The organism is Marinobacter sp. BSs20148 (assembly GCF_000283275.1).
Classification (GTDB): domain Bacteria; phylum Pseudomonadota; class Gammaproteobacteria; order Pseudomonadales; family Oleiphilaceae; genus Marinobacter; species Marinobacter psychrophilus.
The window spans coordinates 2,108,603-2,133,972 of record NC_018268.1; the positions used below are offsets into that span (position 1 = coordinate 2,108,603).

A 25,370-nucleotide genomic window follows, 5' to 3' on the forward strand; every position below is an offset into this window, starting at 1 on the left:
AGATTTCCGGCGGGTATTCTAGCTTGTTTTAAGCGTAAACCCGTGCTTAATCGGAAGGAATTTGTGCAATCTGCCGCAATGAAGACCTTGGCTACGCTCTATTAGCCGTTTGATTAACGTGTGTTCGTCCGGTTACCTGTTTGCTGGACTTGATGTTAGATGTTGAGGGCAAGCTAATGCTTTGTTATTCTGATGCATGTTGGTATAGTTACAATAAGACAGGAGGTGAAATGGCTTATTCGCTTTTACAACTAGACACTCTTCAAAAAATTGTTCTGGCAGTTGAATGTCTGGAGCGCCTCTGTGACGACGCCAAACAATTGTTGATGCAAGCCAACCCCGTTCAATGCCGCATCTATCAAATCCCACGCACTGTTCGTGAAAACGAGAGCCAGCCTGTTACCGATATACATCCCACCGATCTTTCTGGAACAGAAGCGTTTCATGCGGCTCTTCACGCAATGACTGATTGGTACGGCCATCCGCAATACAGCACCAAAGTTGTCAACCGGGTTCCCGGTGCATTGGTGTTAACCAACGTCGATGAAAGTCAGGTTCTAGATCGAATGGCCGAGATCAATCGCAGCAAGACCACCATAGAGTCTTTAATACCAAGCCTTGGCAGTCGGGATGATCGTTTCGAACTGCTTCACAGGCATTTTCCCTGGCTGATTCTGGCCCAACTTACCCGACGTTTGCAGGTTTTGCCCTGCTCTCCCCCACTGCAGTCCTGCACCTTTACCTGGGGCATAAAAACAGAGATTAAAAAGATGACTGCGGATCAGGTATGCGAAAGGCTGGAATCATTTCGGCAACGCCCGCGCTCAACGATTGACGACGTTCCCTGGGACATCAAGATTGATCGAGAAATTATGGCCATTCGCTCATTGCCAGCATCCGCACAACTGCGGTCGCGCCGCGTACTTCGTGTTCGCCCGTTAGCAAATCTTCGCTATCGCGCAATTGATGGCGAACCGGCAAAAACCTACATGCGCGAAGCCCATACGCCTATTCTAATGCTGAACCCTAGCCGGCCGATTAAGCTGGGAGTTCTGAAAAACTACGATGTGCAAACTCGAAGCGGTCGCCAACGTCTCAAAGACCGTGGGCACTATGAAAAAGTGAGTGATTTGTTGCCTATTTACCTGCAATGCTAATTTTTAAGCACGATGACTGCCTTTAGCCGCAACCATCGCGGTGCAAATTCACGATGGAGTCTTATTGTTTTCAGCAATTTTCTCCAGGCTAATAAACTCACATTGTTTAACAGCAATAAAGCCGTTCGTGGAGTCCACCAAAATGTTGTCGTCGCTCATAAAACGACGGCCTAAAAGCACTGGGTAGGAAAACTTTGCGCGATCGGCCAATGAAAACTGGGTTGTATGCACTTCGCCCGACACGCAAAAATCCATGTTTACCACATAGCGCCGTTGCGATGGTGCTCCCTTGCGTTTAACCAGCACTACCCGCTCCACCGGCAGTTCAAATTCCAGCACCACTTCGTCATGGCTTATCTTCCCTTCGCTGGGCTGGTCTTCGTGGTCGCCCAAGGGCAACTCAAAGCTCACCCAGCGTTCATCGCCTTTATCGAATTCCTCAACATTTACCGCGTGCAGCGATGAGGTCTTGGCGCCCGTATCCAGCCTTGCTTTTAGCCGTACTCCGGTGTCTTGCATTACCACCCATTCAACAAACCCAAGAGTTTCGCCGGGGCGCTTACCACTGCCAATGGCTTTGTCTTGGGCACTGGCAGTGGGAGCCCACGAAAGCGCGGTGACCAGCGCAGTGATGAGCAATAAACGTATGTGAATCATGATGCGTCCCGTTTGATGAAAGATAACGTCTACGAGCAGTAAAAGGCCTTCAAGATAACCTCCGATAAAGAATGTTAAAAGCACTCGATGATGCTTTAACAGCGATGTAATTGACCGGTAATCAGGGCCTTTTTCAACACCGCTCGCGTCCCACCAAGTTGCGGAGCTGGCGCCTCGGGGGTATCCTTGGCAACCTTTGTATAACCTCGATTCGAGTACCGTTTGAGAAACCTCACGCCCGTTGTATTTATCATCAGTGCCATGTTTATACTTTTAAGTATTTTCATGATGTTACCGCCACTTATTCTGATGGGTTCTGACGCTCCTAACAGCGCTGCGTTTATGGAATCGGCGGGCATTGTGTGCATATTGGGGCTGTTTGGCATACTGGCAACCTATCGCCAGTCCAGAGACTTGAAACCGCGTTTCATGTTCATGCTGACAGTATCGAGCTGGTTTTTCATCGCTATGTTTTCTTCGCTTCCTTTCTATCTGAGTGATAACAACATATCGGCGGCTAACGCTTTTTTTGAGGGAACGTCGGGCATCACCACCACCGGTGCAACGGTATTCAGTGATCTGGACACTATGGACCGTGATCTGCTGCTTTGGCGTTCTATTCTGCAATGGATAGGTGGCATTGGCATTATCGGTATGTTCGTTGCTGTGCTTCCATTTTTGCGGGTAGGCGGTATGCGCCTTTTTGCTACCGAATCGTCAGAGTGGACCGACAAAGCCCTGCCCCGGATGAAAACCCTGAGCCGCGGATTATTAGGGGTGTACCTACTTTTCTCAGTAGTCGCAGTACTGACCTATTGGGTGTCGGGCATGACATTGTTTGATGCCTTTAACCATGGCCTGACGAGCATCTCCACCGGCGGCTTTTCTACGTCAGATTTGTCTATGGGCAAATTCAACGACCTAATTCTCTTGGAATCTACGTTTTTTATGATTTTGGGCAGTGTGCCCTTCTTTCTGTTTGTGCGGGAATTGCATGGCCAGCGTGGCGTGTTGTTCCGTGACCAACAGGTGCGGCTATTCCTGACCATCCTGCTGATTGTACCCTTGCTGTTAACGCTGTATCGCTGGGCGGTATCTGCCGTTCCCTTCAATCCGGTTAGCAATTACATATCCACACTGTTTAATGTCACCTCTGTGGTCACCACCACCGGTTACGCGTCGGAAGATTACTCTGCATGGGGCCCGTTGGCCTTTGTTGTGTTCTTCTTTTTAATGTTTGTGGGCGGTTGCTCCGGCTCCACATCTGGCGGCATGAAAATATTTCGCTTTCAATTGTCAGTCATTGTTCTGCGTGAGAATCTGATGCGCCTGCTTCATCCGCGGGCTGTGTTAACCCGTAATTACAACGGTCGTGCCGTCAGCGACGAGATTATTACCTCGATGATCGCCTACACATTCATCTTCCTGCTATGCCTGTTGATTTTGACGGTTTCGCTGGCCGCTATGCAGCTGGACTTCACCACGTCTTTGTCCGGTGCACTGACGGCTTTGACCAATGTTGGTCCGGGCTTGGGTGATATCATAGGCCCTGCCGGGAATTTTGGGCCACTGCCAGATGCCGCTAAATGGCTGTTGGGCGTAGGTATGCTGATGGGACGTTTAGAAATATTGAGCGTGGTAGTGGTGCTGTCGCCAGCTTTCTGGCGCAGTTAAACTTGCCGCGCCCAAGCGCGGCGATTCAGTACTTTCTAGTCAATTCCTGCCAAGTTCTAGCCAAGTTCCAGCACTCTTGTCAAGTGCTTACGTCAGCCGTGCTCATGGCGTTCAGCGCACTCGTTACCGGGTTAGCATACATGTCCAATAGGTAGGGCCGCGCGGCTGCTTCACAAGCATCTAGACGTTTCTGCAGCTCGTTCTCAGCGACTCCCAAAGCCTGGCGCGTGCAGCTTTCGGCTGCAGCTAGAGAAGCAAACAGACCGGCCTCTATCGGCCCCCTGCCCGCTGCAGCTTCACGCAACTGATACGCCACCAGATTGGATGGGTGCAAGTGATAGTGGCTGTGAACTTCCCTGTCAATCCGCGCCGCCAACGCTTTTGGGTTGTCCTCTGCGTCTTCGATGGGTGCGCCGAAGTGCACGTGTACGTGGCCTTTAAAGCCGGTTAGTCCGCGCATAATCTGACTGGTATCTTCGCCTTCTGCTTTTAGGTAAGCACCAGTGCGGGCCCGGATTTCCAGCTCATTGGCTTTATCCAGATCACAGGGGTCAAATTCATAGGCAATCGATACCGGCACAATACTCAGCCGGTTTATCGCTGTTTGGAAATCCAGTCCGGATTTTTTCGGGCTCATGTGAAACATCTTCACAATAGCAGGATCTGTGCGGTCTATACCGTCTTTAGCCCGCCCTTCACGTTGCGCAATCCACACCCCGTTGTGGGTCTCGATGCTATGAGTGATAAACTCGGATAGCATAAGGTAAGCGTCGCGTATTTCCCGTGGGCTGGTCATGCTGCGCCGCACCACAAAGCTCTTATTTAATCGCATCATTTCAGCAAACACACGATTTTCGAGCAAGTTGTCGCCAATGGCGATGCGAGTGGTTTTTAGCCCTTGGTTGTACAACAAGAAATTTACAATCATTGGGTCAAAAACAATGTCGCGATGATTACAGATAAACAGGTGGGTAGATTCCTGCTCCAGATTCTGTAACCCGCTCTGGGTAACCCGGGTGGTGGTATTTCCGACCAGTTCGCCAACATAGCCCGACAACGACGCTTGCAGATCGTCGATACGAGTGAAACCACCAAAACGGCGGCGCAACCAATAACTCACAATTCCCCGCAACATCGCCGGCGCCCAGCGTGCAACTCCGGGCGATTTGATACGGCCAATCAGGTTCAGAAATTCCCGATCGTGCACTAATCGTTGTATTACGGCGGAAGTCTCTTCGTCCGAGTAAGGACGAATGGCATCAAATTTCTGCATTAATAGTAAAACCTTGTGTTAGTCGAGAGCCGCGAGCCTTGGTAAGAATCACGCTTTTGCAAAGGCCGTAAATTTTTAACGCTATTGTATCGTTTTAAAAGCCAATTTTCCTTACCCGTTAATGAAGCTGCACGAATTTTTGCTACGCCTGTGCCCTCAAATGACTCAGCTTTCGTATTGTATAGTGCCGTTGGCATGTATTAGCCATCCCACGGAGCAAAACACCCACTCCGAAATCTGCTATGATTCTGCCGCAGAAATACACAGTGCCGCTCGGTCGGCGCTGCTCCATTCAGGCGGCTTGCGGGTAAACACGTTTATTATGTACTCCCATCAGGACTTCGAACAGCTCTCAAGCGAACGACCTACAGCCGTGCAGACCCCGGAACAGGTGCTGCATGAAGTGTTTGGCTATGACAGCTTTCGCCCGCTACAGGAGGACATTGTAAAAGAGCTGTGCGCTGGCGGCGACGCGCTGGTGCTAATGCCCACCGGCGGCGGTAAATCCCTGTGTTATCAAGTTCCAGCCCTGGTCCGCCCGGGCACCGGTATCGTGGTGTCTCCGTTAATAGCGTTGATGCAAGACCAAGTAAATGCCCTGAAAGAACTGGGAGTTCGAGCCGCTTTTTTGAATTCCACTATGGACTTCGAGCAAGCCCGAGCTACCGAATACGCTCTGATGTCGGGTGAGCTGGATTTGCTGTATTGCGCTCCGGAGCGGCTGATTCAGCCCCGCACTATAGAGCTGCTGCACAATACCTCCATCGCTCTGTTTGCAATCGACGAAGCTCATTGTGTTTCACAGTGGGGTCACGACTTCCGTTCGGATTACTTGCAGTTGAGCATGCTCGCGCAAACTTTTCCCGACATACCACGTATCGCTTTGACAGCCACCGCCGATGAGCGCACCCGTAAAGAAATTGCCGAACGCCTGTCGCTAACCCAGGCCCGACATTTTATTAGCGGTTTTGATCGCCCTAATATTCAGTACAGAATTACGCCAAAAATTAATGCTAACAAACAGTTACTCGACTTTATTAAAACTGAACATGAAGGCGATTGCGGCATCGTTTACTGTCTTTCCCGGAAAAAAGTAGACGCCACCGCAAAGCTATTACAAAGCAAAGGTTACAACGCACTGCCCTATCACGCCGGCTTAGCTGCAGATGAGCGAGCATCAAACCAGAACCGTTTCCTGCGCGAAGACAGCATTATTATCGTGGCTACCATCGCGTTTGGTATGGGCATAGACAAACCGGATGTGCGCTTTGTCGCCCACCTCGATTTGCCAAAAAGCCTGGAAGCTTATTATCAGGAAACCGGCCGTGCTGGTCGCGACGGCAAACCCTCCACCGCATGGATGGTTTACGGCCTGCAAGATGTGATCAAACTGCGGCAAATGCTGGAAACATCCCAGGGTAACGATCACTTCAAACGGATTGAGCGGCAAAAGCTTGACGCCATGCTGGGCCTTTGTGAGGTTACCGGTTGCAGGCGCAAGGTACTGCTGAACTACTTCGGCGACGAACTGGACCAACCCTGCGGTAATTGCGATACCTGCCTGACGCCGCCAGAGACCTGGGATGGCACCGTTGCCGTACAAAAAGCTTTGTCTTGCGTATTTCGCACCGGTCAGCGCTTTGGTGTGACCTACCTGATTGATGTGCTGCGCGGATCTGAAAACGATCGCTTGGTTCAAATGGGTCACCAGCAGGTGTCCACTTACGGAATCGGCAAAGACTTAACCGCCAACGAGTGGAAATCGGTGTTTCGCCAACTGGTGGCAAACGGCTATCTAAGAGCAGACCCAGACGGTTACGGTGCTTTGCAACTGACCGAACAGTGCCGCCCCCTGTTAAAAGGCGAAGCCAGCGTTCAATTACGTAAAGATCCGGAGCCACCAAAAAGTACGGCAAAAGGCAGCTCACGCTCCGCTGCATCGGTGCGGGAGCAGATTACGGATCACGACGGCTGGGAAGCGCTGCGGGCCTGCCGCAAACAGCTCGCGGATAAGCAAGGTGTGCCGCCTTACGTTATTTTCCACGACACCACGCTGTTCGACATGCTGGAGCGCCGCCCGGCCACTCTGGAGGCGCTAGCCGAAGTCAGCGGGGTGGGTGCTGCTAAGCTGGAAAAGTACGGCGAGCTGTTTTTACAAACGCTGAACAGCTTGCGCGTCTGAACGGAACGTTATGCCTGGATTTTCCACTTCTGTTAGGATCAATTGTCTTTTACTCTCTGGGAACGCGTGTTTTTTCCGCGCCACCAACTGACTGAACGCCCACGGGAGCCCCTGTTCATGGCCCATGAAGAACTGCATTTGAACCTTCGCAACCTGACGCTGGATGATTACAACCAACTGCAAGTTCTGATGGACCGTGTTTACCATGATATTGGCGGAGCCTGGCCGCGCGACACCATCAAAGCCCTGGTAAAACAGTTTCCAGATGGCCAGATCTGTATTGAAAAAAGTGGCGAACTGGTAGCCGTGGCGCTAACGGTGAGCGTGCCGTACGAAAGGTTCAGCAATCCGCACACTTATGATGACCTGATTCTGCGTGATGAAAAACTCCGACACGACGTAAAAGGCGATTCGCTGTACGGCCTAGATGTCTTTATTCACCCCGAATACCGCGGTTACCGCCTGGGTCGCCGGCTTTATGAGGCCCGCAAAGAACTTTGCCGCTCCATGAACCTGCGCGCCATTTTGGCTGGGGGTCGTATTCCGAATTATCACAAATACAAAGACCACTCTACCCCGGCCGAATACATCGAACGGGTAAGCCGTAAAGATATTTATGACCCGATCCTGAGTTTTCAGCTGTCCAATGAGTTTCAGGTAACCCGCTTGTTACACAAATATTTGCCGGAAGATGAAAAATCTCTTGGCTATGCAACCCTGCTGGAATGGCGGAACATTCTGTATGTTCCCCCGTCCTCGGTTCTGAACACACGTAAAACCCAAGTTCGCATGGGTGCAGTTCAGTGGCAGATGCGTGAGTTTGCATCGGTTGAGGAAGTGTTAACGCAGGTTGAGTATTTTGTTGATGCCTTGTCGGACTACAAAAGCGACTTCGCCCTGTTTCCAGAGTTTTTTAACGCGCCCTTGATGGGCCTGACGGATCAGGTCGACCAAACACGCGCCGTACGTTTCCTTGCGGGGTTCACTGAACAGTTCCGTAATGAAATGTCCGACATGGCGGTCAGTTACAACATCAATATAATCACAGGCTCAATGCCGCTGATTGAAAATGACCGGGTCTACAACGTATCGTACCTGTGCCACCGCGATGGCCGCGTAGACGAGCAGCGTAAAATTCACATCACCCCACATGAACGCCGTGACTGGGTGATTGAGGGTGGCAACGAGTTCAAGGTGTTTGACACAGACGCCGGCCGCGTCGCTATTATGATCTGCTACGACATTGAGTTCCCGGAGCTGGGGCGCATGGCAGCCGAGCAGGAGGTAGACATCATTTGCGTGCCCTTCTGGACCGATACCAAGAACGGCTATCTGCGAGTGCGTCACTGCGCTCAGGCCCGTGCTATTGAAAACGAATGCTATGTGGTCATTACCGGCAGCGTTGGCAACCTGCCAAAGGTAGAGAACCTGGATATCCAGTACGCGCAGTCTTCGGTATTTTCGCCCTCAGACTTTGGATTTCCCCATGACGCGGTGATGGCTGAAACCACTCCGAACACCGAAATGATCATGTTTTCTGATATGGACCTTGAAAAGCTGACGCTGGTGCGTAACGAAGGTTCGGTGACCAATCTTAAAGATCGCCGGGTTGATCTCTATCAGCTAAAAACACGTCCGTTCTAATGATTGGCTTGAAAAACTGGTCGAACCTAGTACTTTAGGAAGCGAGCAACAAGGTTCGTCAAACGTTGACATGACGGCAGGAATCTTTATTGATGAATGAGGCATTACCCGATTTACGCGCCCGCTTCCACTTTCGGCATGGGCTGTTTCGTAAAGAACGTGTGGATGTTCCAGTGTTTGAGTTAGACACTTACGGATGCGTATTAAAAAGTGACAAAGTGTTCGAACCCGGCGACACCATTATTCTGGACTTGGTGATGACCATGCCAGTAGACGAAATTTACGCCCAAGGCATAAACGGCGTAATCATCCAACGCCGAAAACACTGTAGTAATTTTTTTTACTCCGTTGAGTTTGTTGATCCGGACCGGCAAAAAAAACCCCACCTAAGTGATAGCTTAAGTCGTATTCGCAGTGTCTTAACCAGAAAGCAGTCTATTCGGTCCCGCCGCTCATCAGGCCCCGGCGCAGCGTGACAGAAGACGGCCTGAACCAGCTTTGTACTGATTTTCAGTTTTGCCATTCACCGCAAATCTATTGCCCCAACCCTCCTGAGAACAACATCATGGCCAAGAAAGAAAAGTCAAAAAACGTCGAAAAAAATTGTAAAAAAAGTAAACAAGAAATTCGCTAAAACCACATCACACATTGAAAGTCTGTTTAATGATGCTCTAAAACAGTTCGACAATCTGCAAACCCAGATAAAACAGCCTGTGCACAAGCTGCGTAAGGACATTGACGAGCTGCGTGATCGCGAAATGAAGCGCTTCAACGACGAATTCGAGCGCCGGCTTCAGGAATTTCAAGAAATGCAAAACAGCTTGCTGGAACGATTGGGCATTGGACACGCCGACGAAGATAAGCCAGACAACAAGAAACCGGTGTTGCAGACTCCTGCAGTACCCAAGAAACAAAAGGCAAAGCCTGCGGCTGAGTCTGTTGTAGCTTCAGAATCCACGCCATTAAAATCGAAAGCACCGAAAAAAATCAAGCCCAAAGCCGCACCTTCACCTGCGTCTGCAGCTGCTGAAGCACCGGCAAAGGCACCCACTCAAGCTCCGGCTAAAACCAAAGCAAAAACAACTCAACTGGCAGATCCCTCCGACCTGACCCGAGTCAAAGGCATTGGCCCCGCTACCCAGAAAAAAATGAAAGAAGCCGGATTGAACACTATCGGCCAGATTGCCTATCCCAGCGCCGAAGACCAAGAAAAGCTAAAAGCGTTTGCCAGCATAAAGGACTTTGACCAGCTGGCGGCTGAAGCCAAGAAACTCGTTTAATGCAACAGTCTGACCAGCCTGTATTACAGGACATTGTCCTGCTTGGCGGCGGGCACAGCCACGTCGGGGTTCTGCGGCAGTTCGCCATGAATCCCTTACCTGGCGTGCGTTTAACGCTGATTTGCCGCGACACCGACACGCCGTACTCTGGCATGTTGCCCGGTTACATTGCAGGCCACTACAGCCATGACGACATCCATATTGATTTAAGCCGACTGGCTGAGTTTGCAGGAGCGCGCTTTTACCGGGACGAAGCCATCGGCCTGGATACTGCCACCCAGCAGGTTATCTGCCGTGATCGCCCGCCTGTCAGCTACGATTTGCTCTCTATCAACATTGGTTCTTCACCGCGCACTGCCGGAGTGAAAGGTGCCGCCGAACACGCAGTGCCAGTGAAACCAATTAACCGCTTCAATCGGCACTGGCTGGACTTGCTTGACCGCATAAAACAACACCAGGGCCCGTTCACACTGGCTGTAGTAGGTGCAGGCGCTGGTGGCGTTGAAATGGCTCTGGCTATGCAATACCGCTTGCACAACGAACTACGCAACGTTGGCAGCCAAGCGGAAGAACTCCACGTGCACATACTGGATGCCGCTGACACGATATTGCCCACCCACAACCCAAAAGTACGCGCCCTATTTGAACGCACTCTGGCTGAGCGGGGTGTGAATGTTCATTTGGGTGCGGCAGTCACCGAAGTAACCGCTCGAACCTTACAAATTGAAGGCGTAAAAACGCCCTTGATGGCGGACGAAGTGCTCTGGGTGACCCGAGCCGGCGGCCCGAAATGGCTGGCCCGAACGGGGTTGGCACTGGACGACGGTTTGTTTATTCGAGTTCGCAATACGCTTCAGGTTGAAAACAACGATCGCATTTTTGCGGTTGGCGATATTGCCAACATGACTCACCACCCGCGGGAAAAAGCCGGAGTATTTGCGGTACGCCAAGGCAAGCCGCTGGCGGATAATCTGCGCCGGATGGCCCTTGGCAAAACGCCGTTGAACTATCACCCTCAGAAAAAATGGCTGGCGTTGATTTCCACCGGTGACCGCTACGCGGTAGCCTCGCGCGGAAAGCTGAGCGTATCCGGCACGTTGGTGTGGCATTGGAAAGACCAGATCGACCGTCGCTTTATGAAGAAATTCAAAGAGCTGCCGGCCATGCCTAACAAGCTGGTTAAACCGAATACCGCCGCTGCACGTTCCACCGAAGACGCCGCCCAAGCGCTGTCTTTGGCCACCATGCGCTGCGGCGGTTGCGGTGCTAAGGTCGGTAGCACGGTGTTGTCTCGCGCGCTGTCAAAGCTGCAGCCGGTGAACCGTGATGATGTCATAGTTGGCCTTCACGCTCCGGATGACGCTGCCGTATTGCGCATGCCTCCTGGCAAAGCCATTGTACAAACGGTGGACTTCTTTCGTGCCTTCATTGATGACCCCTACCTGTTTGGCCAGATTGCCGCCAATCACAGCCTGGGGGATATCTTTGCCATGGGTGCAACGCCGCAAAGCGCTACGGCTATCGCCACCGTGCCCTATGGCATCGAAAGCAAAGTGGAAGAACAAATCTATCAAATGATGGCAGGCGCTGTGTCGGTGTTAAATGATGCCAATTGTGCTTTGGTGGGCGGCCATACCGGCGAAGGCCAGGAACTGGCTCTCGGGTTTGCGGTGAACGGCCTGATTGATCCCGCTGTGCTGATGAGCAAGGGCGGAATGCAACCCGGTGACGCTATTATTCTCACCAAGCCCATAGGCACCGGAACTCTACTGGCTGCACATGCACAGCTGATTGCCAAAGGCCGTTGGATTGACGCAGCTCTGCGCTGCATGACGCAGTCCAGTGCCAGCGCTGCCGAGTGTTTTCAGCAACACCACGCAACAGCTTGCACCGACGTTACCGGATTTGGCCTGCTTGGACACCTGGCAGAAATGCTACGCCCATCGAGTTGTGCTGTGGAGCTTAACCTTGCCACCATACCGCTACTGGACGGTGCATTAGAAACCAGCAGCCAGGGCATTTTAAGCTCACTTCACATTGCCAACAGCAGCGCAGCCAGCCGTATTGAGCAGGTCAGCCAGTGGCAAAACCATCCGGTTTATCCGCTGCTGTTTGACCCACAAACCGCAGGAGGCTTGCTGGCAAGCGTACCTGCGAACAATGTTGAAGATTGTTTAATGGCATTACGCCAGCGCGGTTATGCTCACGCCGCGGTTGTCGGCGTTGTTAAAAAAGGTGAAGCATGGGTTATAGGAACACCCACAAGCGGCACTGATAATATCGCCAACGCCGACATAACTCTGGTCGATCAGTAGGCCTGAAACACCATCCTGAACGGCGGTTGATCGACCAGCGGCGTCATGCCTTTTTGCAAGTCTAGGCGCCAATTCATAGCGTCGCCGGTGGTGCAAAAAGGCGCGGAAAATTCGGCGTAATAATCATTGCCATTGCGCACCAGTGGCACCGGGTATTCGCCCATGTACATAGACTCGCCGCGTAACACCACTAATAGCGGCTGAGGCGCGCCAGGAGCTACAATGTCTAGGCGGTAATTGTTCTCCGTGTCGTTATTCGTGGTGATGTCAGACAGGCTTACCCGCCAGTTCTGGCCCTGTTGTGGCCAGTCGCAGTTGCTCTTTTGCAGGTTACAGGTGCTGGTCTGCTGCCCCGTCTTTTTGCTATTCGAGCTATCCAACCAGCGCAGCGCCAGAGCAGCGACGGCAATCAATACGATAATCAGACCTATTTTCAAACTCGAAACCTTTATCCCACGTATCATTGGCACACCTTGCTGGTAAAACGGCATTATGGACAGTTCTGCCGCTCATTCAAAGGTTTCTAAAGCAACCGAAGTCATGACAAAATGATCGCTTGCTATCATTCAGCCAGTGTTTATCTATTGGAAAATAGGCCAGTATTTACTTTTTTTTAAAGCAGGCCAGTGTTTATTTTTTTACAACAGGATGGTGCCGTGCAACCGGAAATTTCCATAAAAAACCTCAACAAATCCTACGACAGCGGCTTTCAGGCCCTGAAAGACATCAACCTCGACATTAGCCGCGGCGAAATATTCGCGCTGCTGGGCCCCAACGGTGCGGGAAAAACCACGCTGATCAGCATTATCTGCGGTCTGGTGAATATGTCATCGGGTCAGGTTCTGGCTGCGGGTAACGATATCATTCGCGACTACCGTCAAGCTCGGCAAGCCATAGGTCTGGTGCCGCAAGAACTCGCCACCGATTCGTTTGAAACCGTTTGGGCCGCTGTCTCCTTCAGCCGAGGATTGTTTGGTAAACCGGCAAACCCGGCTCACATTGAAAAAATATTGAAGGCTCTATCGTTGTGGGACAAACGCAACAATCACATAATGACGTTGTCTGGCGGCATGAAGCGCCGAGTAATGATTGCCAAAGCTCTGTCCCACGAGCCACGCATCCTGTTTCTAGACGAACCCACCGCTGGTGTAGACGTAGAACTGCGCCGGGATATGTGGGCGCTGGTGCGCCAACTGCGGGAAAGTGGCGTCACTATCATTCTGACCACCCACTACATCGAAGAAGCCGAAGAAATGGCGGATCGTATCGGGGTTATCCGTCAGGGCGAAATCATACTAGTGGAAGACAAAAACCAGCTGATGAGCAAGTTGGGGAAAAAAGAACTGCGCCTGCAATTGCAAAACAAACTCGAATTTTTGCCCCCCGAATTGGCTGCGGAATCTTTGGAGCTGTCCGAGTCTGGCCAAGAACTGATTTACACCTTCGCCCAACACGAGCAGACCGGTATTGCCCAACTGCTAAGAACCCTGGGCGACCTTGGCATTGAATACCGCGACTTGAAAACCCGGGAAACCTCTCTCGAAGACATATTTGTTGGGCTGGTGCGTGAATGAACACCCTACGGAGAACGGCATGAATTTTTACGGCGTAAGCGCCATCTATAAATTTGAAATGGCCCGCATGCAGCGAACCCTGATGCAGAGCATACTCTCGCCGGTGATTTCCACGTGCTTGTATTTCGTGGTTTTCGGTTCGGCCATAGGCGCTCGCATGGGCGATATTGGCGATGTGCCTTATGGCGCATTTATCATCCCCGGGTTAGTCATGCTGTCACTGCTGATGAACAGCATTTCCAACGCGTCTTTCGGCATTTACATGCCAAAATTTTCGGGCACCGTCTACGAGGTGCTGTCGGCGCCTATATCCTATATCGAGGTGGTACTGGGTTACGTGGGTGCTGCGGCCACAAAGTCGGTGATACTGGGGCTGATCATCCTGGCTACCTCTAAGTTTTTTGTGGATTACAGCATTTTACACCCGTTCTGGATGGTATCTTTCTTAGTACTCACCTCCGTCACCTTCAGCCTGTTCGGCTTTATTATTGGCATTTGGGCTGACAACTTCGAAAAGCTACAAGTTGTTCCAATGATGATTGTGACTCCATTAACATTTTTGGGCGGCACATTTTATTCAATCGACATGCTGCCAGAGATCTGGCAAACCATCAGCCTGTTCAATCCCGTGGTGTACCTGATCAGTGGCTTTCGCTGGGCATTTTTCGGCGTGTCTGACGTCCACATTGGCGTTAGCCTACTTATGACGTTGGGTTTTCTCACCGCCTGCTTAGTGACCATCAGTTGGATTTTCAAAACCGGATACAGACTGCGCCCATGAACCTGGTCGCGTTAAAACCAAGACTTATCGCCTTGAGTGTATCGCTGCTGATGGTGGCGTGCACCACTGGTGCCCAGGCCCTTGAGTCCCAGGTGTTGCCGGCGCAATCAGCATGCTTTGTGAGTGAAGAACAGAGCGTTTCTGTTAACCTGGAATGGGCCGAAACAGCAGAACAGCGGCGCATCGGCCTGATGGGACGGGACAAACTGGAAGAACACAGCGGCATGCTGTTTGACTACAACAGCCTTCAGTCTGCCGAAAACAGCTTCTGGATGCGCAACACACTGATAGCCCTAGACATTGCCTATGTAAACGAGCAAGGCATCATTGTGGCCATTAATCGGATGGAGCCTTGCAAATCTGTTGCGGCGTCCAACTGCCCGACCTACCCGGCGGGCGCCGAATTTGTCCAAGCTATAGAGATGAACGCCGGATTTTTTAGCCGTTATCAATTAACTCTGGGCGATCGCTTACAGACAGCTCCGACGCTTTGCGCCAGCAGACCTTAGCGATCCTGCCACTTAGCCGGCCGCTTCGCCAGAAACGCGCAAATGCCCTCTTCCGCATCCTCAGCTTCCAGGTTCTTCGCCATCACCTGCGAGGTGAAGGCATAGGCTTCGTGCAGGGGCATTTCCAGCTGACGATAAAACGCCTGTTTGCCGATTTTCAAAGTATGGCCAGATTTGCCGGCGATTGTACCCGCCAGCTGTGCAACCGCATTATCCAGTTCGCTGTCGGCAACCACCCGATTCACCAACCCGATCTGCTCTGCCCGGGCAGCACTGATCATCTCGCCGGTGAGTAACATTTCCATGGCGTGTTTTGGTGATACGTTGCGGGACAGCGCCACCATTGGCGTGGAACAGAACAAACCGATATTCACCCCAGGCGTCGCGAAGCGCGCCGTTTCACCGGCAACCGCCAGATCACAACTGGCCACCAGCTGGCAGCCGGCCGCTGTGGCTACGCCATCAACTCGGGCAATCACCGGTTTCGGCAAATTCACAATCTGCTGCATCACCTTGCTGCACAACTCAAACAGAGACAGCATAAACGGCGTGCTGCCGAGCTGACCCTGTACCTCTTTCAAATCGTGACCGGCACAAAACACCTTGCCACTGGCGGCCAAAACCACAACCCGCGTGGCGGCGTCATCAGCCAATACCACCAACTGATCGTGCAACGCTTGCAGCATCGCCATCGACAAACTGTTACGACCGGCCGGATTATTCAGTTTAAGCGTGGTGACGCCGTCCAAATTATCGACTAATAGCAGGGAATCCGATTCAGACGTCATGATGCTTTCCTTTTGTTTGCCATTTTTATTCAGAACATTAGGTTGCGCATTCAAGTATTGAATAGCCTGACAATCATGTCGAAGCGACATTAGTAGCATGGCAGAGAGTTCATCTGCCGGTGGTTCGGCATTTTGCTACGATTCAACGTCTGAAGCATCATGGTTTGGCCGAACCTGGCGCTGCAAACCTAGCAAAAAGTTTCGAAGGATCTGGTCTTTACACTCTCGATAATTCTTATTACCTGGCTTGCGGAAAAGCGCACTTAATTCATGGTTACTTAATTGAAACTCCACCAACTGAAAAATGGCCAAAATATCATCAGCCTTTAAATTTAGAGCAATTCGCAGTTTCTGGAATACAATATTATTATTCAGCTGCGTCTCTGGCTCTGGCTGCTCGCCATCACGTTTACCACGCTTATAAATAATAAAGCCATTAAGAAAAACAGCTAACGCCGTGTCATTGAGCTTCAGAAAAGTATCGTCTTCTTCTTTTTTTAGTCCAAGCAGAGACCTGCTCTTCGGTTACGGTAAAGTCAGCTAAAGAGAAGATTTCAATCGTAGTACTGTCATTTAAATCAAAGATATATCGTACACGGCGTAAAACATCATTATTGGTCAAAATATAATTCCTAGTCTTAGGTGAATCCAGCTCAGTTAAAACCGTCTTTTAGAACACAATATTTTACCATAACTGCAACTTCTAACCCGAACCGATTGTCAGCTTTATAGTGATCTTCGAATGTTCATTAATCTCAACCTTTCCTGTAGCGGCAGACCAAATTCGATGACCGATTCTCAGACAGAAGACGTGATGCAAAGCGTCGAAAAGGTGATTCAGGACTCCCTTCGATTCAAGCTGAAACTTGACATCGGCGAAGACGCTTACACGTCGTTAAAGCTCAAGAAGCACTTCCTCGACAGTGTTGATGCAGCTACCGGCGCAACAACGGGCGTTGCCGTTGCCCAGTCGTCGTTGGTCGCTTCAACCTTTTTTACTCAATCGGGATTTCTGGGTGTGCTGGGGATTGGCACAGCCGCCACACCGGTTGGCTGGGCCATAGCCGCAGGTGTCGCTGGTGCAGGGCTGAGCATTGTTATCGGAAAATATTTTGTTCGTGGATCGTCTGACAGAGTGAAATCGATTCCGGATTTTATCAATACGCCTCTGGATATTTTAGCCACTGGCCTTTTCGACATGATCGCTATGCTGGGGGTAAAGCTGGCCTCCCTGGATGGCAAGGTGAATCACCAAGAGCGAGAGTTTATTAAGTTCTATTTTGTAAACCAGTGGGGCTATGACATGGACTTCGTCGATAAGGGACTCTTGCTGATCGAGTTACAGGCTGATCAATACACTGTGAAAGGAATAAGCGAGCAGCTTGCTCGCTTTAAAAAATCCAACCCTGACTGCAACTACAAATCCATGTCTAACGAGATCATCTCGTTTCTTACCGGTTTGGCAGAAGCCGACGGAGCCATTGACGAACGTGAGGAAATGGCTATAGAGCGTGTCAGCACAGTTTTCATGACTGTAAACTCTTTCTCTACCACTGTATCCGAAGGTGCGAAGGCAGGACTGGAAGGCCTGAATCGTCAACGGCAATCTGCCCTATCGGGCATAGCGGCTGGAATTCAAGCCTCGAAAAAGAGTTTTGGTTCTTTCGGACAAAAATCGAGAACCGTTTTTTCCCGGCTTGGGCGTAAAAAAAATACCAGCGCGCCTCAGGTTCCTCCACAGGAGTAGCCGCGCCCCTAAGATTCCATTCCCTAAGAGGCGGCGGCACTGCCACTGCACATTTAGTCCAAATATTTAATTAAGACCTTGGTCTCAAAAAAACACGTAATCAATGGTCAAAGCTATCGGCAAAGCGGTGGTTAACATCCCGATGACCCGCTTCATCAAGCCTGACCACTATAATGACATCGCGCAAAGTCGCATCAGCGGGCAATTTCCAATAGTCAATTGCAATCTGCGGCGCGGCCACGTTTTCCAAACGGCCGCTGTCCACCTCAGCCAGGTATTCGCCATAGCTATAGACCGCTTCTTCTTCGAAATAACCCACCAGCCGGTGTGCGGTGCGACCAGAAACAATATAAAGAAAGAGAAAGCTGGTGAAAAAAATCCCCTGCGCAAGCAAAATCAGCACCCTTTCCAAAAAGCTGGGCTGAGCAATTTGTACAAACGTCATCAGGTGCATGCGTTCGTTTTCAGCCTCTTCCAGCAGTGTGTGGATCCATTCCCGATTGTCTTCCATCCGACGAAGCGAGCGCATATGCCCGACCATCCCGCCAACCATCCCCGGCACGGCTGCTACGGTTTCCAGCACCACCGCACGGTGTCCGTAGCGCTTGGCAAAAAAAAGATCCGCAAAAAAACGTAGAAGCCTGGTTAAGCGAAAGGCCACGCGGTCAGAAAAGCCCGAAGGGGTGTGATGTTTACTCAGCGGATCACTGTTGTGTTCCGTTGAAAAAGACCCCAATGCTTCGTTCATGTTAACGATCTCCAAATTAAGCGTACCAAGACCCCATAAAAAAATACCGCCGACGCGGGGAATGCTCGCGGCGTCTATAATTACGAGGTCCGCCAACCAGTTAGATCACTGTCCCTTGCACACTACTCGAATGTAATCATTTACTTTCTAGACGCTGGTGCTTGCCCACTTTCTGAGAAATCAGCATGACACCAAACGAAATAGATCTTTCCCGGTTTTGTGAAAGGAAAAACTGGGACAGGTTTATTTTTAGACACTATTTCTGGTACAACTAAAGCCCAAATTACATCTATGAATCTGACCCGACTTCCGGTTTCCACGCTCCTGTTTCCGGGAATACTCGATGCCTTACTGGCGGAGGTGGCATGAAGTCTCTCTCGAACACAGGGTTCGCGCTCTTTGGTGCGGTGCTGATCGCGATTAGTTACGGGCTCGCGCGCTTCGCCTTTGGTCTGTTTGTACCCCCTATCCGGGCCGAGTTGGGTCTTACGCCTGAAGTAATCGGTATCATCGGCGCGCTGCCTCTTGTCAGTTTCCTTCTGGCGACCCTGGTGGCACCGCTCTCCGCCGATCGTCTCGGTGCCCGTAATACGGCCGTCCTGTCGTGTGGTTTCGGCGTCGTCGGTCTGGCGCTTATCAGCCAGGCGTCTGATGCTATGTCGCTGGGAGTGGGTGTGTTTGCGTGCGGCATTTGCACCGGCCTTATGATGCCGGCGCTCACGGCCGCCATGCAGGCTATGGTGAGCCGCGCGGTGCACGGCCGTGTCAGTTCAGTCATGAATGCGGGCACCAGCATTGGCGTCGTCGTTGCCGTACCGGTGGTTCTTTTCCTATCTGGCGCTTGGCGGTTCGCGTACCTGTCCTTCGCCATCCTAGCGGGGATTGGCGTCGTTGCCGTGTGGTACTTTATCCCTTCCGTGTCTCGGGTCATTCCCACGAACGCTGCGTCGACAACGCCAATCAGCGGCCTGCAGTGGTGGCGTCTGTTCAGGCTTTCGCTATTTGCATTCGTGATGGGTTTCGTTTCCTCTGCATACTGGATCTTCGCTCCCGATTTAATGGTCACCCTCGGCGGCCTACCGCCCTCTGCAACCGGGTGGCTATGGCTAGCGGTTGGTATTGCCGGCATCGGAGGTGCCGTGGTGGCCGACCTGGCCGATCGCAACAACCCACCCATCACACACTCACTAATGCTGGTGATGTTATCCGCGAGCCTGGCACTGCTTGCTGCCAGCCCTGATCAGCTGGTGCTCGCGGCATTCTCTGCGCTGGTCTTCGGTCTGGCCTATATGAGCCTGACGGGGCTCTATCTGGTGACGGGCATTCGCTTGTTGCCGGGCCGATTGTCGATGGGGCCGGTACTGCCATTCATGGCTGTCTCGCTCGGGCAGGCAACTGGCTCGCCCGTTGTCGGCATGCTGGTGAGCGAATTTGGCTACGCCAATGCATTTTCTACCTTTTCCGCGATCGGCATCCTGGTCGCCATGTTGTCGCCCCTGTACCCACGCTACATTGACCATGAACCCGAGGAGGAACAGGTTGAAGACCAAACCGGCCTGCAGGCGGCATACGATTACCAGCTCCTGGACGAAGATGGCGAGCCGTTGGCACCCGTCGCGGATGAGGCCGAGAACCCTTAGCAGGCCGCAGCAACTTCAAGCGTCTTCTAGACTAACTTGTTAGCTCTATCTCCAAAAGATGATTGTAGAAGTGCATTGCATGCGCCTGTTCATACTGTTGCTTGGTCATGTTTCCATAGGCGAAGTGCTCTGCCAGATGGCCATGATAGCCCTTAAACTTAATCATCGACTCCTTGAACCGATGATAGGCGTAGCTTATATCGCCGCTTTCCTTGATCAAAGGAGCCCCTGGAATTGCCTCGCTCAAGTCATGAGTCATTTTTCCTTTTGCAGAAAATGCGGCAAATGCCAGTTTGCCAACGGTCTTCTTGAAAAGGGCTGGCTTGTGCTCAGGAAAACTGGACATCGAGAACTCAACGCTTTGGGCCGAATGAATCAGTATCTGATAGATATTCCATTCTCCCAGTGTCGCGATCTTATCGTTCATCAATTTATCGAGAGTTCTAAGAGAAGCATCAATTGTCAGTGCTCTATCGTTAGATCCGCTTCCTAACCACACAACACCGCTCGTACCAACAACAAACCCGCCAGCCATTATTCCTAAGAGAATATTTCGACGATTCATCTAATCACCTCATATAAGCAGACGCTGAGCTGAGCATCGTCACAACAGAGGCGGCTGGTGGGCGGCCGCCTCTGTTGTGACGCACTTGAATGATTGTCTAGAGTCATTAAAATCCTACCCGCCCCTAATTTTATGACTATTCCTGCAGTTGTTACCACTAAACGACCCGCTGATCGTACCGTCGATTGTTACAGTATGGTTGAGGGCTCATTTTGTTGGCATTTTTTGATCGGTCGTCTAGTACAACTCGTACATGCGGGCTTAATTTATTAAGGAGAAAGTTATGACGATTCGTGTTTCAACGCGCGCATTGGGCGCGCTGCTAATACCGATGCTTCTGGCCGGTTGCAATGCCGTTGGCAACTGGAGTCACGGCGGGGCCGTCGCAACAAACGCCGCGACACTGGAGCCGGTGCGTGGAGAAATACGAACCGTCGCAATGTTGCAAATTCGCCCCGGCAACGTGGCCGTCAGCGCGGACGGTCGTGTTTTTTCCACTATCCATCCGATGGACGGCGATCACGACGTACAGCTCATTGAGGTGACCGGACCCCACAGTTACCGTGCCTGGCCGTCCACCGAGGTTCAAACGCACAATGGCAACTACCAGGACGCCACGATCGACTCGCCTCTAGGCATTGCACTGGATGGCCAGGGTGGGCTCTGGATTACCGACACCGGCAATCATCTGGGCAAAACCCGAATCTGGGGGTTTACTATCGCCTCCGGTGAATTGATCCAGAGAGTAACCCTGCCAGCAGATGTGGCGCCGAAAGGCAGTTTTATTCAAGATTTGGTGGTTGACCGCAAACGGGGCTTTGCTTATCTGGCGGATATCGCCAATCCCGGCCTGCTGACGGTCAATCTGGCAAGTGGCGACACCTGGCGCTTTCAGGGTCATGCGTCGCTTCAACCACAAGCCGATGCGCGCCTGGTGATCAATGGCGAGGCCATACAGTTTGGCGGCGCACCCGCGAACGTCGGGGCTAACCCCATCACCCTGTCAGATGACCGCAGCACCGTCTACTTTGGTGCCATGAATGGTCTGGACTGGTTTAGCGTGCCCGCCAGCCTGTTGCGCGAGCACGCCAGTGACGAACGAGTTGCAGATGCGATTGTCCGGATTGGGCCCAAACCGGTGTCTGACGGCGCCGATACCGACGCTGCAGGCCGCCACTTTTTCACCAACCTGAATCACAACGGCATTGATGTTCTGCTGCCTGGAGGTAGCCTGGAACCCCTGGCACGAGACGAGCGTCTGAGCTGGCCTGACAGTGTCCGTATGGGCCCGCATGGCTGGCTCTACGTTGCGGTCAACCAGCTGCACAAAGCGCCTCCCTTCACCGGTGGTAAAGATCAGGGTAAGCCGCCCTACTCTATCTATAAGGTCTGGGTTGGAGACGTTGAAGAGTAACACTGCAATCACTCATGGCGGCTCTTACTCTGGTAGGCCTGGCAGGCCTGCCACGCCTGAATCGATCAGGGTCTGTATGTCATCCGCGGAATAGCCGCAGGCTGCCAGCAAAGCCGCAGTGTCCTGACCGAGAGCCGGGGCACCTTGCAAAGGTTGCGTTGGCGAGGCTGAAAACCGTGCCGGGGCGCGGGTCTGGCGAATAGAGCCAGCCTGCGGGTGGTTGTACTCCACCAGTAAATCATTGGCCTGAACCTGTGGATGATTCAGCACCTCCGTGCGGGTCAGTACCGGCGCGCAGGGCACTGACTCTTCCGCCAGTCGCGCCAGCCAGTGCTCTGCCGAGTCTGTCCTGATCACGGACTGGATCAGATCGAGCCGAGCATCGATGTTTTTCTGCCGCAGCTCTGCCGTCAAGAACCTCGGGTCCTCGGCCCATTCCGGCCGATTCACAGCGCGGATCAGAGCCTGCCACTCGCGATCATTCTGCACCGCGATGGTGACATAACCGGTAGTCGTCTGGTAGATCAGATCCTGAAAACTGGCAGCGGCCTGCTGAGGCAATGCACCTTGCACAAACGTCTGGCTGCCCATGTCGGAACTCCACAGAAACGCGATGATGGCGTCCAGCATGGACAACCGGACATGTTGACCCTCACCGCTGCGCTCGCGGGCAAACAGGGCCGCGGTGATGGCCTGGGCAGCAACAACGCCAGTGAGTTTGTCAGGCAGAATGGTTCTGACCAGTTGCGGACGCCGTTCGTCAGTGCCGGCCTGCACCGTGGCCAGACCCGACAGGGCCTGGATCAGCGGATCGTAAACCGGCCGTTGGGCGAAGGGACCGGTGTCACCAAAGCCACTGATGGACACCATAATCAGGTTCGGGGCCACCTTGCGCAATTCGTCCTCGCCCAGGCCCATCCTGTCGATTACGCCAGGGCGAAAATTCTGCACGAACACATCAGCGGTAGCCACCAGCTTTAACAGCGCTTCGCGACCCGCCGGCTCTTTCAGATTGAGCGCCACCGACTTTTTATTGCGGTTGTTATTGAGAAAAGACGCTGACACATTGCCCTGCCGGTTGGCGGCAGACCGGGTGAAATCGCCGCCGGACGGATTCTCGACCTTGATCACCTCGGCGCCCTGGTCTGCCAGCATCATGGTAGCCAAAGGGCCAGATACCATGGCTGTCAGGTCAATAATTCGGATGCCGTTGAGTGGGCCAGTCATGTAGGTGCTCCTGTTATTTCGATGCTTCTGTCATCTCCACTGACCCGATGGTACTCGTCGCTAATGATCAATGAGTATTCATATCTGAAGTGATCCAGATTAGCCGATACCCTTTAACCCAATCGCGACCGTATATCGAGAAAGATAAAACGCTTTCTACACGCGAGTTTAAACCGTTAATGCTCAGCGATAGCCACCGAAACGCTAGAAGGGAAGAAAAATTGTCGTCACAACGTCTTAATTGGAATGTCTGGTTAACCCTGCTGTTCGGCGCTTTAGGGCTTATTCACGTATTCAGTATGTCCGCAAGCGCCGTAGCAGAATTGCCCCACATACTGGCGGCATTAACCGTTCTGATCCCGCTGACGATGTTCGGCATTGTGTTGCGAAGCCCCTGGCCAGCGGCACTGGCGCTTATTCTCCTCGGTGTTATAAACATAACGCTAACCTGAAGGTTGTTCAGCCCATCAAAGATTGATATCAGGCCAGTGACGGGTTATTGATGCGCCGTGGAAAGACCAACTTGGTCGAAAATATCCTCCTGACCTTCCTCAATATTTTTAGAAAATTCGACATTTTCATAGCGCTATATCTCTTTCTTGCGGGAGCGCCTGAATAGGTTAGACGCGTCATCCGTCGTTTTCGCCCTGACATCTAACCGACGAGGCAAGTTACCCTCGCAGCTATTTTCTGCTCGTTTTTTAAACATAACGTTGAGTCCGTTTAACTGGCATCCGGTTTTATTTTGGTGCGAGTTGGTGCGAGCACGCTCTACGCTGGGTCACTTCTTTTTCCTCCTGCCTTCACTATATTTTCTAAATTTATGTATTTTATGTTTTTTTTTGTAACTGGCTTAATTAATGCCTAGATCCGGATGCACGAAATTATCAGTTGTCTTCCTGAACTAAATTGAGAACACATTTTTTGCCTCCCTCAAAAAATCTGGAGAAACAACCATGAGTATTGCGAAAAAAATTGTCACATTAGCAGGCGTAGTTTGTTTAACGGTCACAACATGGGCCGTTGCTTCTGACCCGATCGTCATTGGTGTACCTACTGGCTTAAGTGGAGCTAATAGCACTGTGGCGCCTGCCGTGGTGCAATCCTCTGAAATGGCTGTGGCAGAGATAAATAAAAGCGGCGGTATTCTAGGCCGACAAGTCAAGTTAGAAATTGCAGACGATGGCAGCGGTGCATCTGGTGCTCAGCGTGCTTTCGACGACTTGATCATCAATCGAAATGCCGACGTTATCATTTCCATGGAAACCAGTGCCGCTCGTAACGCCGGAATACCGATCGTCGAACGTAATCAAGTTCCTTACATCTATACCTCGCTTTATGAAGGGCGCTCCTGCAGCCCTTATCTTTTCGCGAATGGCGCAGTGCCAGAGCAGATGGTCGGCCCTATTGTTGACTACTTCATCGATGAGAAAGCCTCCAAACGCTTCTTTCTTGTAGGCAGTGACTACGCCTTCGGCCGAGGAATGCTCGAGTTCACTCGGAACTATATCGAGGAACGAGGTGGAGAAGTCGTAGCAGAAGAGTACCAACCAATGAATGCGACAGACTGGACGTCGATCATTAGCCAAATGCGGCGTGAAAAACCCGATGCGGTCATTATGTCAACCGCCGGCGGTGCACCCAACGTGACGTTGCAACGCCAATACAAGGCTGCGGGCATGCAAGCATTGGTTGGCAATTTAAGCGTAGACGAACTGACAGCACAGAGCATGGGCGCAGACGCTGAGGGAATCTACATTTCCGCATCCTATCTCACTGCTATTGAAAGCGACGTAAACAGCAGATTTCTAGAGCGCATGGAAACCTACTTTGGAAGCAAACTTCTTACCCCAAATGACTTGTCTGTTCCTCAGTACGATGCCATCTACCTCTACAAAGCAGCCGTTGAAATGGCTGGCACCACGGATGCCGATGCGGTCATCGAAGCGTTGGCGAAGGTCTCATTCGACGGCCCCAGAGGAACTGTACAGATGAGCGCTCAGCGTCATGCGCCCCTCACGATGCACCTTGGACGTGTTCAGGGTAACGGTAGTGTGGAAGTGGTGCAGATATTTAAAAACGTAGATCCCGGTGAGCAATGCCCAACGACCTGATCCCGCTTTAGTTCTCATATTCGTCACACCAGACCACCGTGGAAGATCAGGTCATGGTGTGACGGATAACAGCGAGAGACA

The 25,370-nt window shown here is 51.9% G+C and carries 24 protein-coding genes; 15 read left to right on the top strand and 9 right to left on the bottom strand.

What is annotated here, in order from left to right:
* The first annotated feature begins 230 nt into the window (after positions 1-230).
* On the top strand, positions 231-1,157 hold the full coding sequence (locus MRBBS_RS09555) for a DNA replication terminus site-binding protein (protein ID WP_014871290.1): 927 nt from the start codon (positions 231-233) through the stop codon (positions 1,155-1,157).
* A 48-nt stretch (positions 1,158-1,205) separates the two neighbouring features.
* On the opposite strand, the gene MRBBS_RS09560 is transcribed toward MRBBS_RS09555, so the two are convergent.
* Entirely contained in the window at positions 1,206-1,814 is a 609-nt protein-coding gene (locus tag MRBBS_RS09560; RefSeq protein ID WP_144012706.1) for an ATP-dependent zinc protease, read from the bottom strand.
* Positions 1,815-2,075: 261 nt separating this feature from the next.
* Between MRBBS_RS09560 and MRBBS_RS09565 the strand changes: the two genes are divergently transcribed.
* Complete coding sequence (locus MRBBS_RS09565) at positions 2,076-3,488, top strand: TrkH family potassium uptake protein (protein ID WP_014871292.1); 1,413 nt, start codon at positions 2,076-2,078, stop codon at positions 3,486-3,488.
* Positions 3,489-3,567: 79 nt separating this feature from the next.
* Here the strand turns inward: MRBBS_RS09565 and MRBBS_RS09570 are convergent, their stop codons facing one another.
* Positions 3,568-4,761: a 1-acyl-sn-glycerol-3-phosphate acyltransferase gene (locus MRBBS_RS09570; protein WP_014871293.1), complete on the bottom strand. Its 1,194-nt coding sequence runs from the start codon at positions 4,759-4,761 to the stop codon at positions 3,568-3,570.
* A 322-nt stretch (positions 4,762-5,083) separates the two neighbouring features.
* Here MRBBS_RS09570 and recQ point away from each other — a divergent pair, with 322 nt between their 5' ends.
* The 5 genes from recQ to selD all read left to right on the top strand — a co-directional run bounded on the left by recQ (position 5,084) and on the right by selD (position 12,182).
* On the top strand, positions 5,084-6,943 hold the full coding sequence (gene recQ / locus MRBBS_RS09575) for a DNA helicase RecQ (protein WP_041635222.1): 1,860 nt from the start codon (positions 5,084-5,086) through the stop codon (positions 6,941-6,943).
* A 117-nt stretch (positions 6,944-7,060) separates the two neighbouring features.
* The gene (locus MRBBS_RS09580) at positions 7,061-8,587 is read left to right on the top strand and encodes a bifunctional GNAT family N-acetyltransferase/carbon-nitrogen hydrolase family protein (protein ID WP_014871295.1); all 1,527 of its coding nucleotides are present in this window, start codon (positions 7,061-7,063) and stop codon (positions 8,585-8,587) included.
* Positions 8,588-8,679: 92 nt separating this feature from the next.
* Positions 8,680-9,063: a hypothetical protein gene (locus MRBBS_RS09585; protein ID WP_014871296.1), complete on the top strand. Its 384-nt coding sequence runs from the start codon at positions 8,680-8,682 to the stop codon at positions 9,061-9,063.
* Positions 9,064-9,300: 237 nt separating this feature from the next.
* Complete coding sequence (locus MRBBS_RS09590) at positions 9,301-9,867, top strand: hypothetical protein (RefSeq protein WP_014871298.1); 567 nt, start codon at positions 9,301-9,303, stop codon at positions 9,865-9,867.
* Positions 9,867-12,182 (top strand): selenide, water dikinase SelD, encoded by a 2,316-nt coding sequence (gene selD / locus MRBBS_RS09595; protein WP_014871299.1) that lies wholly within the window; start codon positions 9,867-9,869, stop codon positions 12,180-12,182. Before MRBBS_RS09590 ends, selD begins: the two co-directional genes overlap by 1 nt.
* Here selD and MRBBS_RS09600 read toward each other — a convergent pair.
* Positions 12,176-12,619 (bottom strand): hypothetical protein, encoded by a 444-nt coding sequence (locus MRBBS_RS09600; protein ID WP_014871300.1) that lies wholly within the window; start codon positions 12,617-12,619, stop codon positions 12,176-12,178. The two genes, selD and MRBBS_RS09600, sit on opposite strands and share 7 nt — an antisense overlap.
* A 219-nt stretch (positions 12,620-12,838) precedes the next feature.
* Between MRBBS_RS09600 and MRBBS_RS09605 the strand changes: the two genes are divergently transcribed.
* Genes MRBBS_RS09605 through MRBBS_RS09615 form a run of 3 tightly spaced genes read left to right on the top strand, consistent with a single transcriptional unit; the run spans position 12,839 to position 15,046 of the window.
* Complete coding sequence (locus MRBBS_RS09605; protein WP_014871301.1) at positions 12,839-13,756, top strand: ABC transporter ATP-binding protein; 918 nt, start codon at positions 12,839-12,841, stop codon at positions 13,754-13,756.
* A gap of 19 nt (positions 13,757-13,775) precedes the next feature.
* Entirely contained in the window at positions 13,776-14,537 is a 762-nt protein-coding gene (locus MRBBS_RS09610; protein WP_014871302.1) for an ABC transporter permease, read from the top strand.
* Positions 14,534-15,046 carry a DUF192 domain-containing protein gene (locus MRBBS_RS09615; protein ID WP_014871303.1) on the top strand — a complete coding sequence of 171 codons (513 nt, stop codon included), beginning with the start codon at positions 14,534-14,536 and terminating at the stop codon, positions 15,044-15,046. The genes MRBBS_RS09610 and MRBBS_RS09615 overlap by 4 nt, the downstream gene beginning before the upstream one ends.
* Here the strand turns inward: MRBBS_RS09615 and MRBBS_RS09620 are convergent.
* The 3 genes from MRBBS_RS09620 to MRBBS_RS20455 form a co-directional block, all read right to left on the bottom strand.
* A complete protein-coding gene (locus MRBBS_RS09620; protein WP_041635224.1) occupies positions 15,043-15,834 on the bottom strand; it encodes an enoyl-CoA hydratase in 792 nt (263 codons plus the stop codon). The genes MRBBS_RS09615 and MRBBS_RS09620 overlap by 4 nt on opposite strands.
* Before the next feature lie 135 nt (positions 15,835-15,969).
* A complete protein-coding gene (locus tag MRBBS_RS20450; protein WP_413540186.1) occupies positions 15,970-16,128 on the bottom strand; it encodes a DUF1456 family protein in 159 nt (52 codons plus the stop codon).
* 166 nt (positions 16,129-16,294) lie between these two features.
* On the bottom strand, positions 16,295-16,456 hold the full coding sequence (locus MRBBS_RS20455; protein WP_413540178.1) for a DUF1456 family protein: 162 nt from the start codon (positions 16,454-16,456) through the stop codon (positions 16,295-16,297).
* A 165-nt stretch (positions 16,457-16,621) separates the two neighbouring features.
* Between MRBBS_RS20455 and MRBBS_RS09625 the strand changes: the two genes are divergently transcribed.
* Positions 16,622-17,581: a TerB family tellurite resistance protein gene (locus tag MRBBS_RS09625; protein WP_014871306.1), complete on the top strand. Its 960-nt coding sequence runs from the start codon at positions 16,622-16,624 to the stop codon at positions 17,579-17,581.
* Positions 17,582-17,681: 100 nt separating this feature from the next.
* Here MRBBS_RS09625 and MRBBS_RS09630 read toward each other — a convergent pair whose 3' ends face one another.
* The gene (locus MRBBS_RS09630; protein ID WP_014871307.1) at positions 17,682-18,329 is read right to left on the bottom strand and encodes an alternative oxidase; all 648 of its coding nucleotides are present in this window, start codon (positions 18,327-18,329) and stop codon (positions 17,682-17,684) included.
* Between the two features lie 365 nt (positions 18,330-18,694).
* On the opposite strand from MRBBS_RS09630, the gene MRBBS_RS09635 reads away from it, so the two are divergent.
* Positions 18,695-19,969: an MFS transporter gene (locus MRBBS_RS09635; RefSeq protein ID WP_014871308.1), complete on the top strand. Its 1,275-nt coding sequence runs from the start codon at positions 18,695-18,697 to the stop codon at positions 19,967-19,969.
* Positions 19,970-20,000: 31 nt separating this feature from the next.
* On the opposite strand, the gene MRBBS_RS09640 is transcribed toward MRBBS_RS09635, so the two are convergent.
* A complete protein-coding gene (locus MRBBS_RS09640; RefSeq protein WP_041635225.1) occupies positions 20,001-20,534 on the bottom strand; it encodes a DUF1569 domain-containing protein in 534 nt (177 codons plus the stop codon).
* 283 nt (positions 20,535-20,817) lie between these two features.
* Here MRBBS_RS09640 and MRBBS_RS09645 point away from each other — a divergent pair, with 283 nt between their 5' ends.
* Entirely contained in the window at positions 20,818-21,948 is a 1,131-nt protein-coding gene (locus tag MRBBS_RS09645) for an L-dopachrome tautomerase-related protein (RefSeq protein WP_014871310.1), read from the top strand.
* A gap of 24 nt (positions 21,949-21,972) precedes the next feature.
* Here MRBBS_RS09645 and MRBBS_RS09650 read toward each other — a convergent pair whose 3' ends face one another.
* Positions 21,973-23,175 carry a CaiB/BaiF CoA transferase family protein gene (locus MRBBS_RS09650; protein WP_041635226.1) on the bottom strand — a complete coding sequence of 401 codons (1,203 nt, stop codon included), beginning with the start codon at positions 23,173-23,175 and terminating at the stop codon, positions 21,973-21,975.
* 221 nt (positions 23,176-23,396) lie between these two features.
* On the opposite strand from MRBBS_RS09650, the gene MRBBS_RS09655 reads away from it, so the two are divergent.
* Positions 23,397-23,627, top strand: a complete 231-nt coding sequence (locus tag MRBBS_RS09655) for a hypothetical protein (RefSeq protein WP_014871311.1) — start codon at positions 23,397-23,399, stop codon at positions 23,625-23,627.
* A gap of 504 nt (positions 23,628-24,131) precedes the next feature.
* A complete protein-coding gene (locus MRBBS_RS09660) occupies positions 24,132-25,289 on the top strand; it encodes a substrate-binding protein (protein ID WP_041635227.1) in 1,158 nt (385 codons plus the stop codon).
* Positions 25,290-25,370 lie beyond the last annotated feature (81 nt).

What these genes read in the sequence shown, in the direction of transcription:
- MRBBS_RS09555 (WP_014871290.1), top strand. Translation starts at nt 231, where the DNA reads ATGGCTTATTCGCTTTTACAACTAGACACTCTTCAAAAAATTGTTCTG.
- MRBBS_RS09560 (WP_144012706.1), bottom strand. Translation starts at nt 1,814, where the DNA reads ATGATTCACATACGTTTATTGCTCATCACTGCGCTGGTCACCGCGCTT.
- MRBBS_RS09565 (WP_014871292.1), top strand. Translation starts at nt 2,076, where the DNA reads ATGTTTATACTTTTAAGTATTTTCATGATGTTACCGCCACTTATTCTG.
- MRBBS_RS09570 (WP_014871293.1), bottom strand. Translation starts at nt 4,761, where the DNA reads ATGCAGAAATTTGATGCCATTCGTCCTTACTCGGACGAAGAGACTTCC.
- recQ (WP_041635222.1), top strand. Translation starts at nt 5,084, where the DNA reads ATGTACTCCCATCAGGACTTCGAACAGCTCTCAAGCGAACGACCTACA.
- MRBBS_RS09580 (WP_014871295.1), top strand. Translation starts at nt 7,061, where the DNA reads ATGGCCCATGAAGAACTGCATTTGAACCTTCGCAACCTGACGCTGGAT.
- MRBBS_RS09585 (WP_014871296.1), top strand. Translation starts at nt 8,680, where the DNA reads ATGAATGAGGCATTACCCGATTTACGCGCCCGCTTCCACTTTCGGCAT.
- selD (WP_014871299.1), top strand. Translation starts at nt 9,867, where the DNA reads ATGCAACAGTCTGACCAGCCTGTATTACAGGACATTGTCCTGCTTGGC.
- MRBBS_RS09610 (WP_014871302.1), top strand. Translation starts at nt 13,776, where the DNA reads ATGAATTTTTACGGCGTAAGCGCCATCTATAAATTTGAAATGGCCCGC.
- MRBBS_RS09615 (WP_014871303.1), top strand. Translation starts at nt 14,534, where the DNA reads ATGAACCTGGTCGCGTTAAAACCAAGACTTATCGCCTTGAGTGTATCG.
- MRBBS_RS09620 (WP_041635224.1), bottom strand. Translation starts at nt 15,834, where the DNA reads ATGACGTCTGAATCGGATTCCCTGCTATTAGTCGATAATTTGGACGGC.
- MRBBS_RS09625 (WP_014871306.1), top strand. Translation starts at nt 16,622, where the DNA reads ATGACCGATTCTCAGACAGAAGACGTGATGCAAAGCGTCGAAAAGGTG.
- MRBBS_RS09630 (WP_014871307.1), bottom strand. Translation starts at nt 18,329, where the DNA reads ATGAACGAAGCATTGGGGTCTTTTTCAACGGAACACAACAGTGATCCG.
- MRBBS_RS09635 (WP_014871308.1), top strand. Translation starts at nt 18,695, where the DNA reads ATGAAGTCTCTCTCGAACACAGGGTTCGCGCTCTTTGGTGCGGTGCTG.
- MRBBS_RS09640 (WP_041635225.1), bottom strand. Translation starts at nt 20,534, where the DNA reads ATGAATCGTCGAAATATTCTCTTAGGAATAATGGCTGGCGGGTTTGTT.
- MRBBS_RS09645 (WP_014871310.1), top strand. Translation starts at nt 20,818, where the DNA reads ATGACGATTCGTGTTTCAACGCGCGCATTGGGCGCGCTGCTAATACCG.
- MRBBS_RS09650 (WP_041635226.1), bottom strand. Translation starts at nt 23,175, where the DNA reads ATGACTGGCCCACTCAACGGCATCCGAATTATTGACCTGACAGCCATG.
- MRBBS_RS09660 (WP_041635227.1), top strand. Translation starts at nt 24,132, where the DNA reads ATGAGTATTGCGAAAAAAATTGTCACATTAGCAGGCGTAGTTTGTTTA.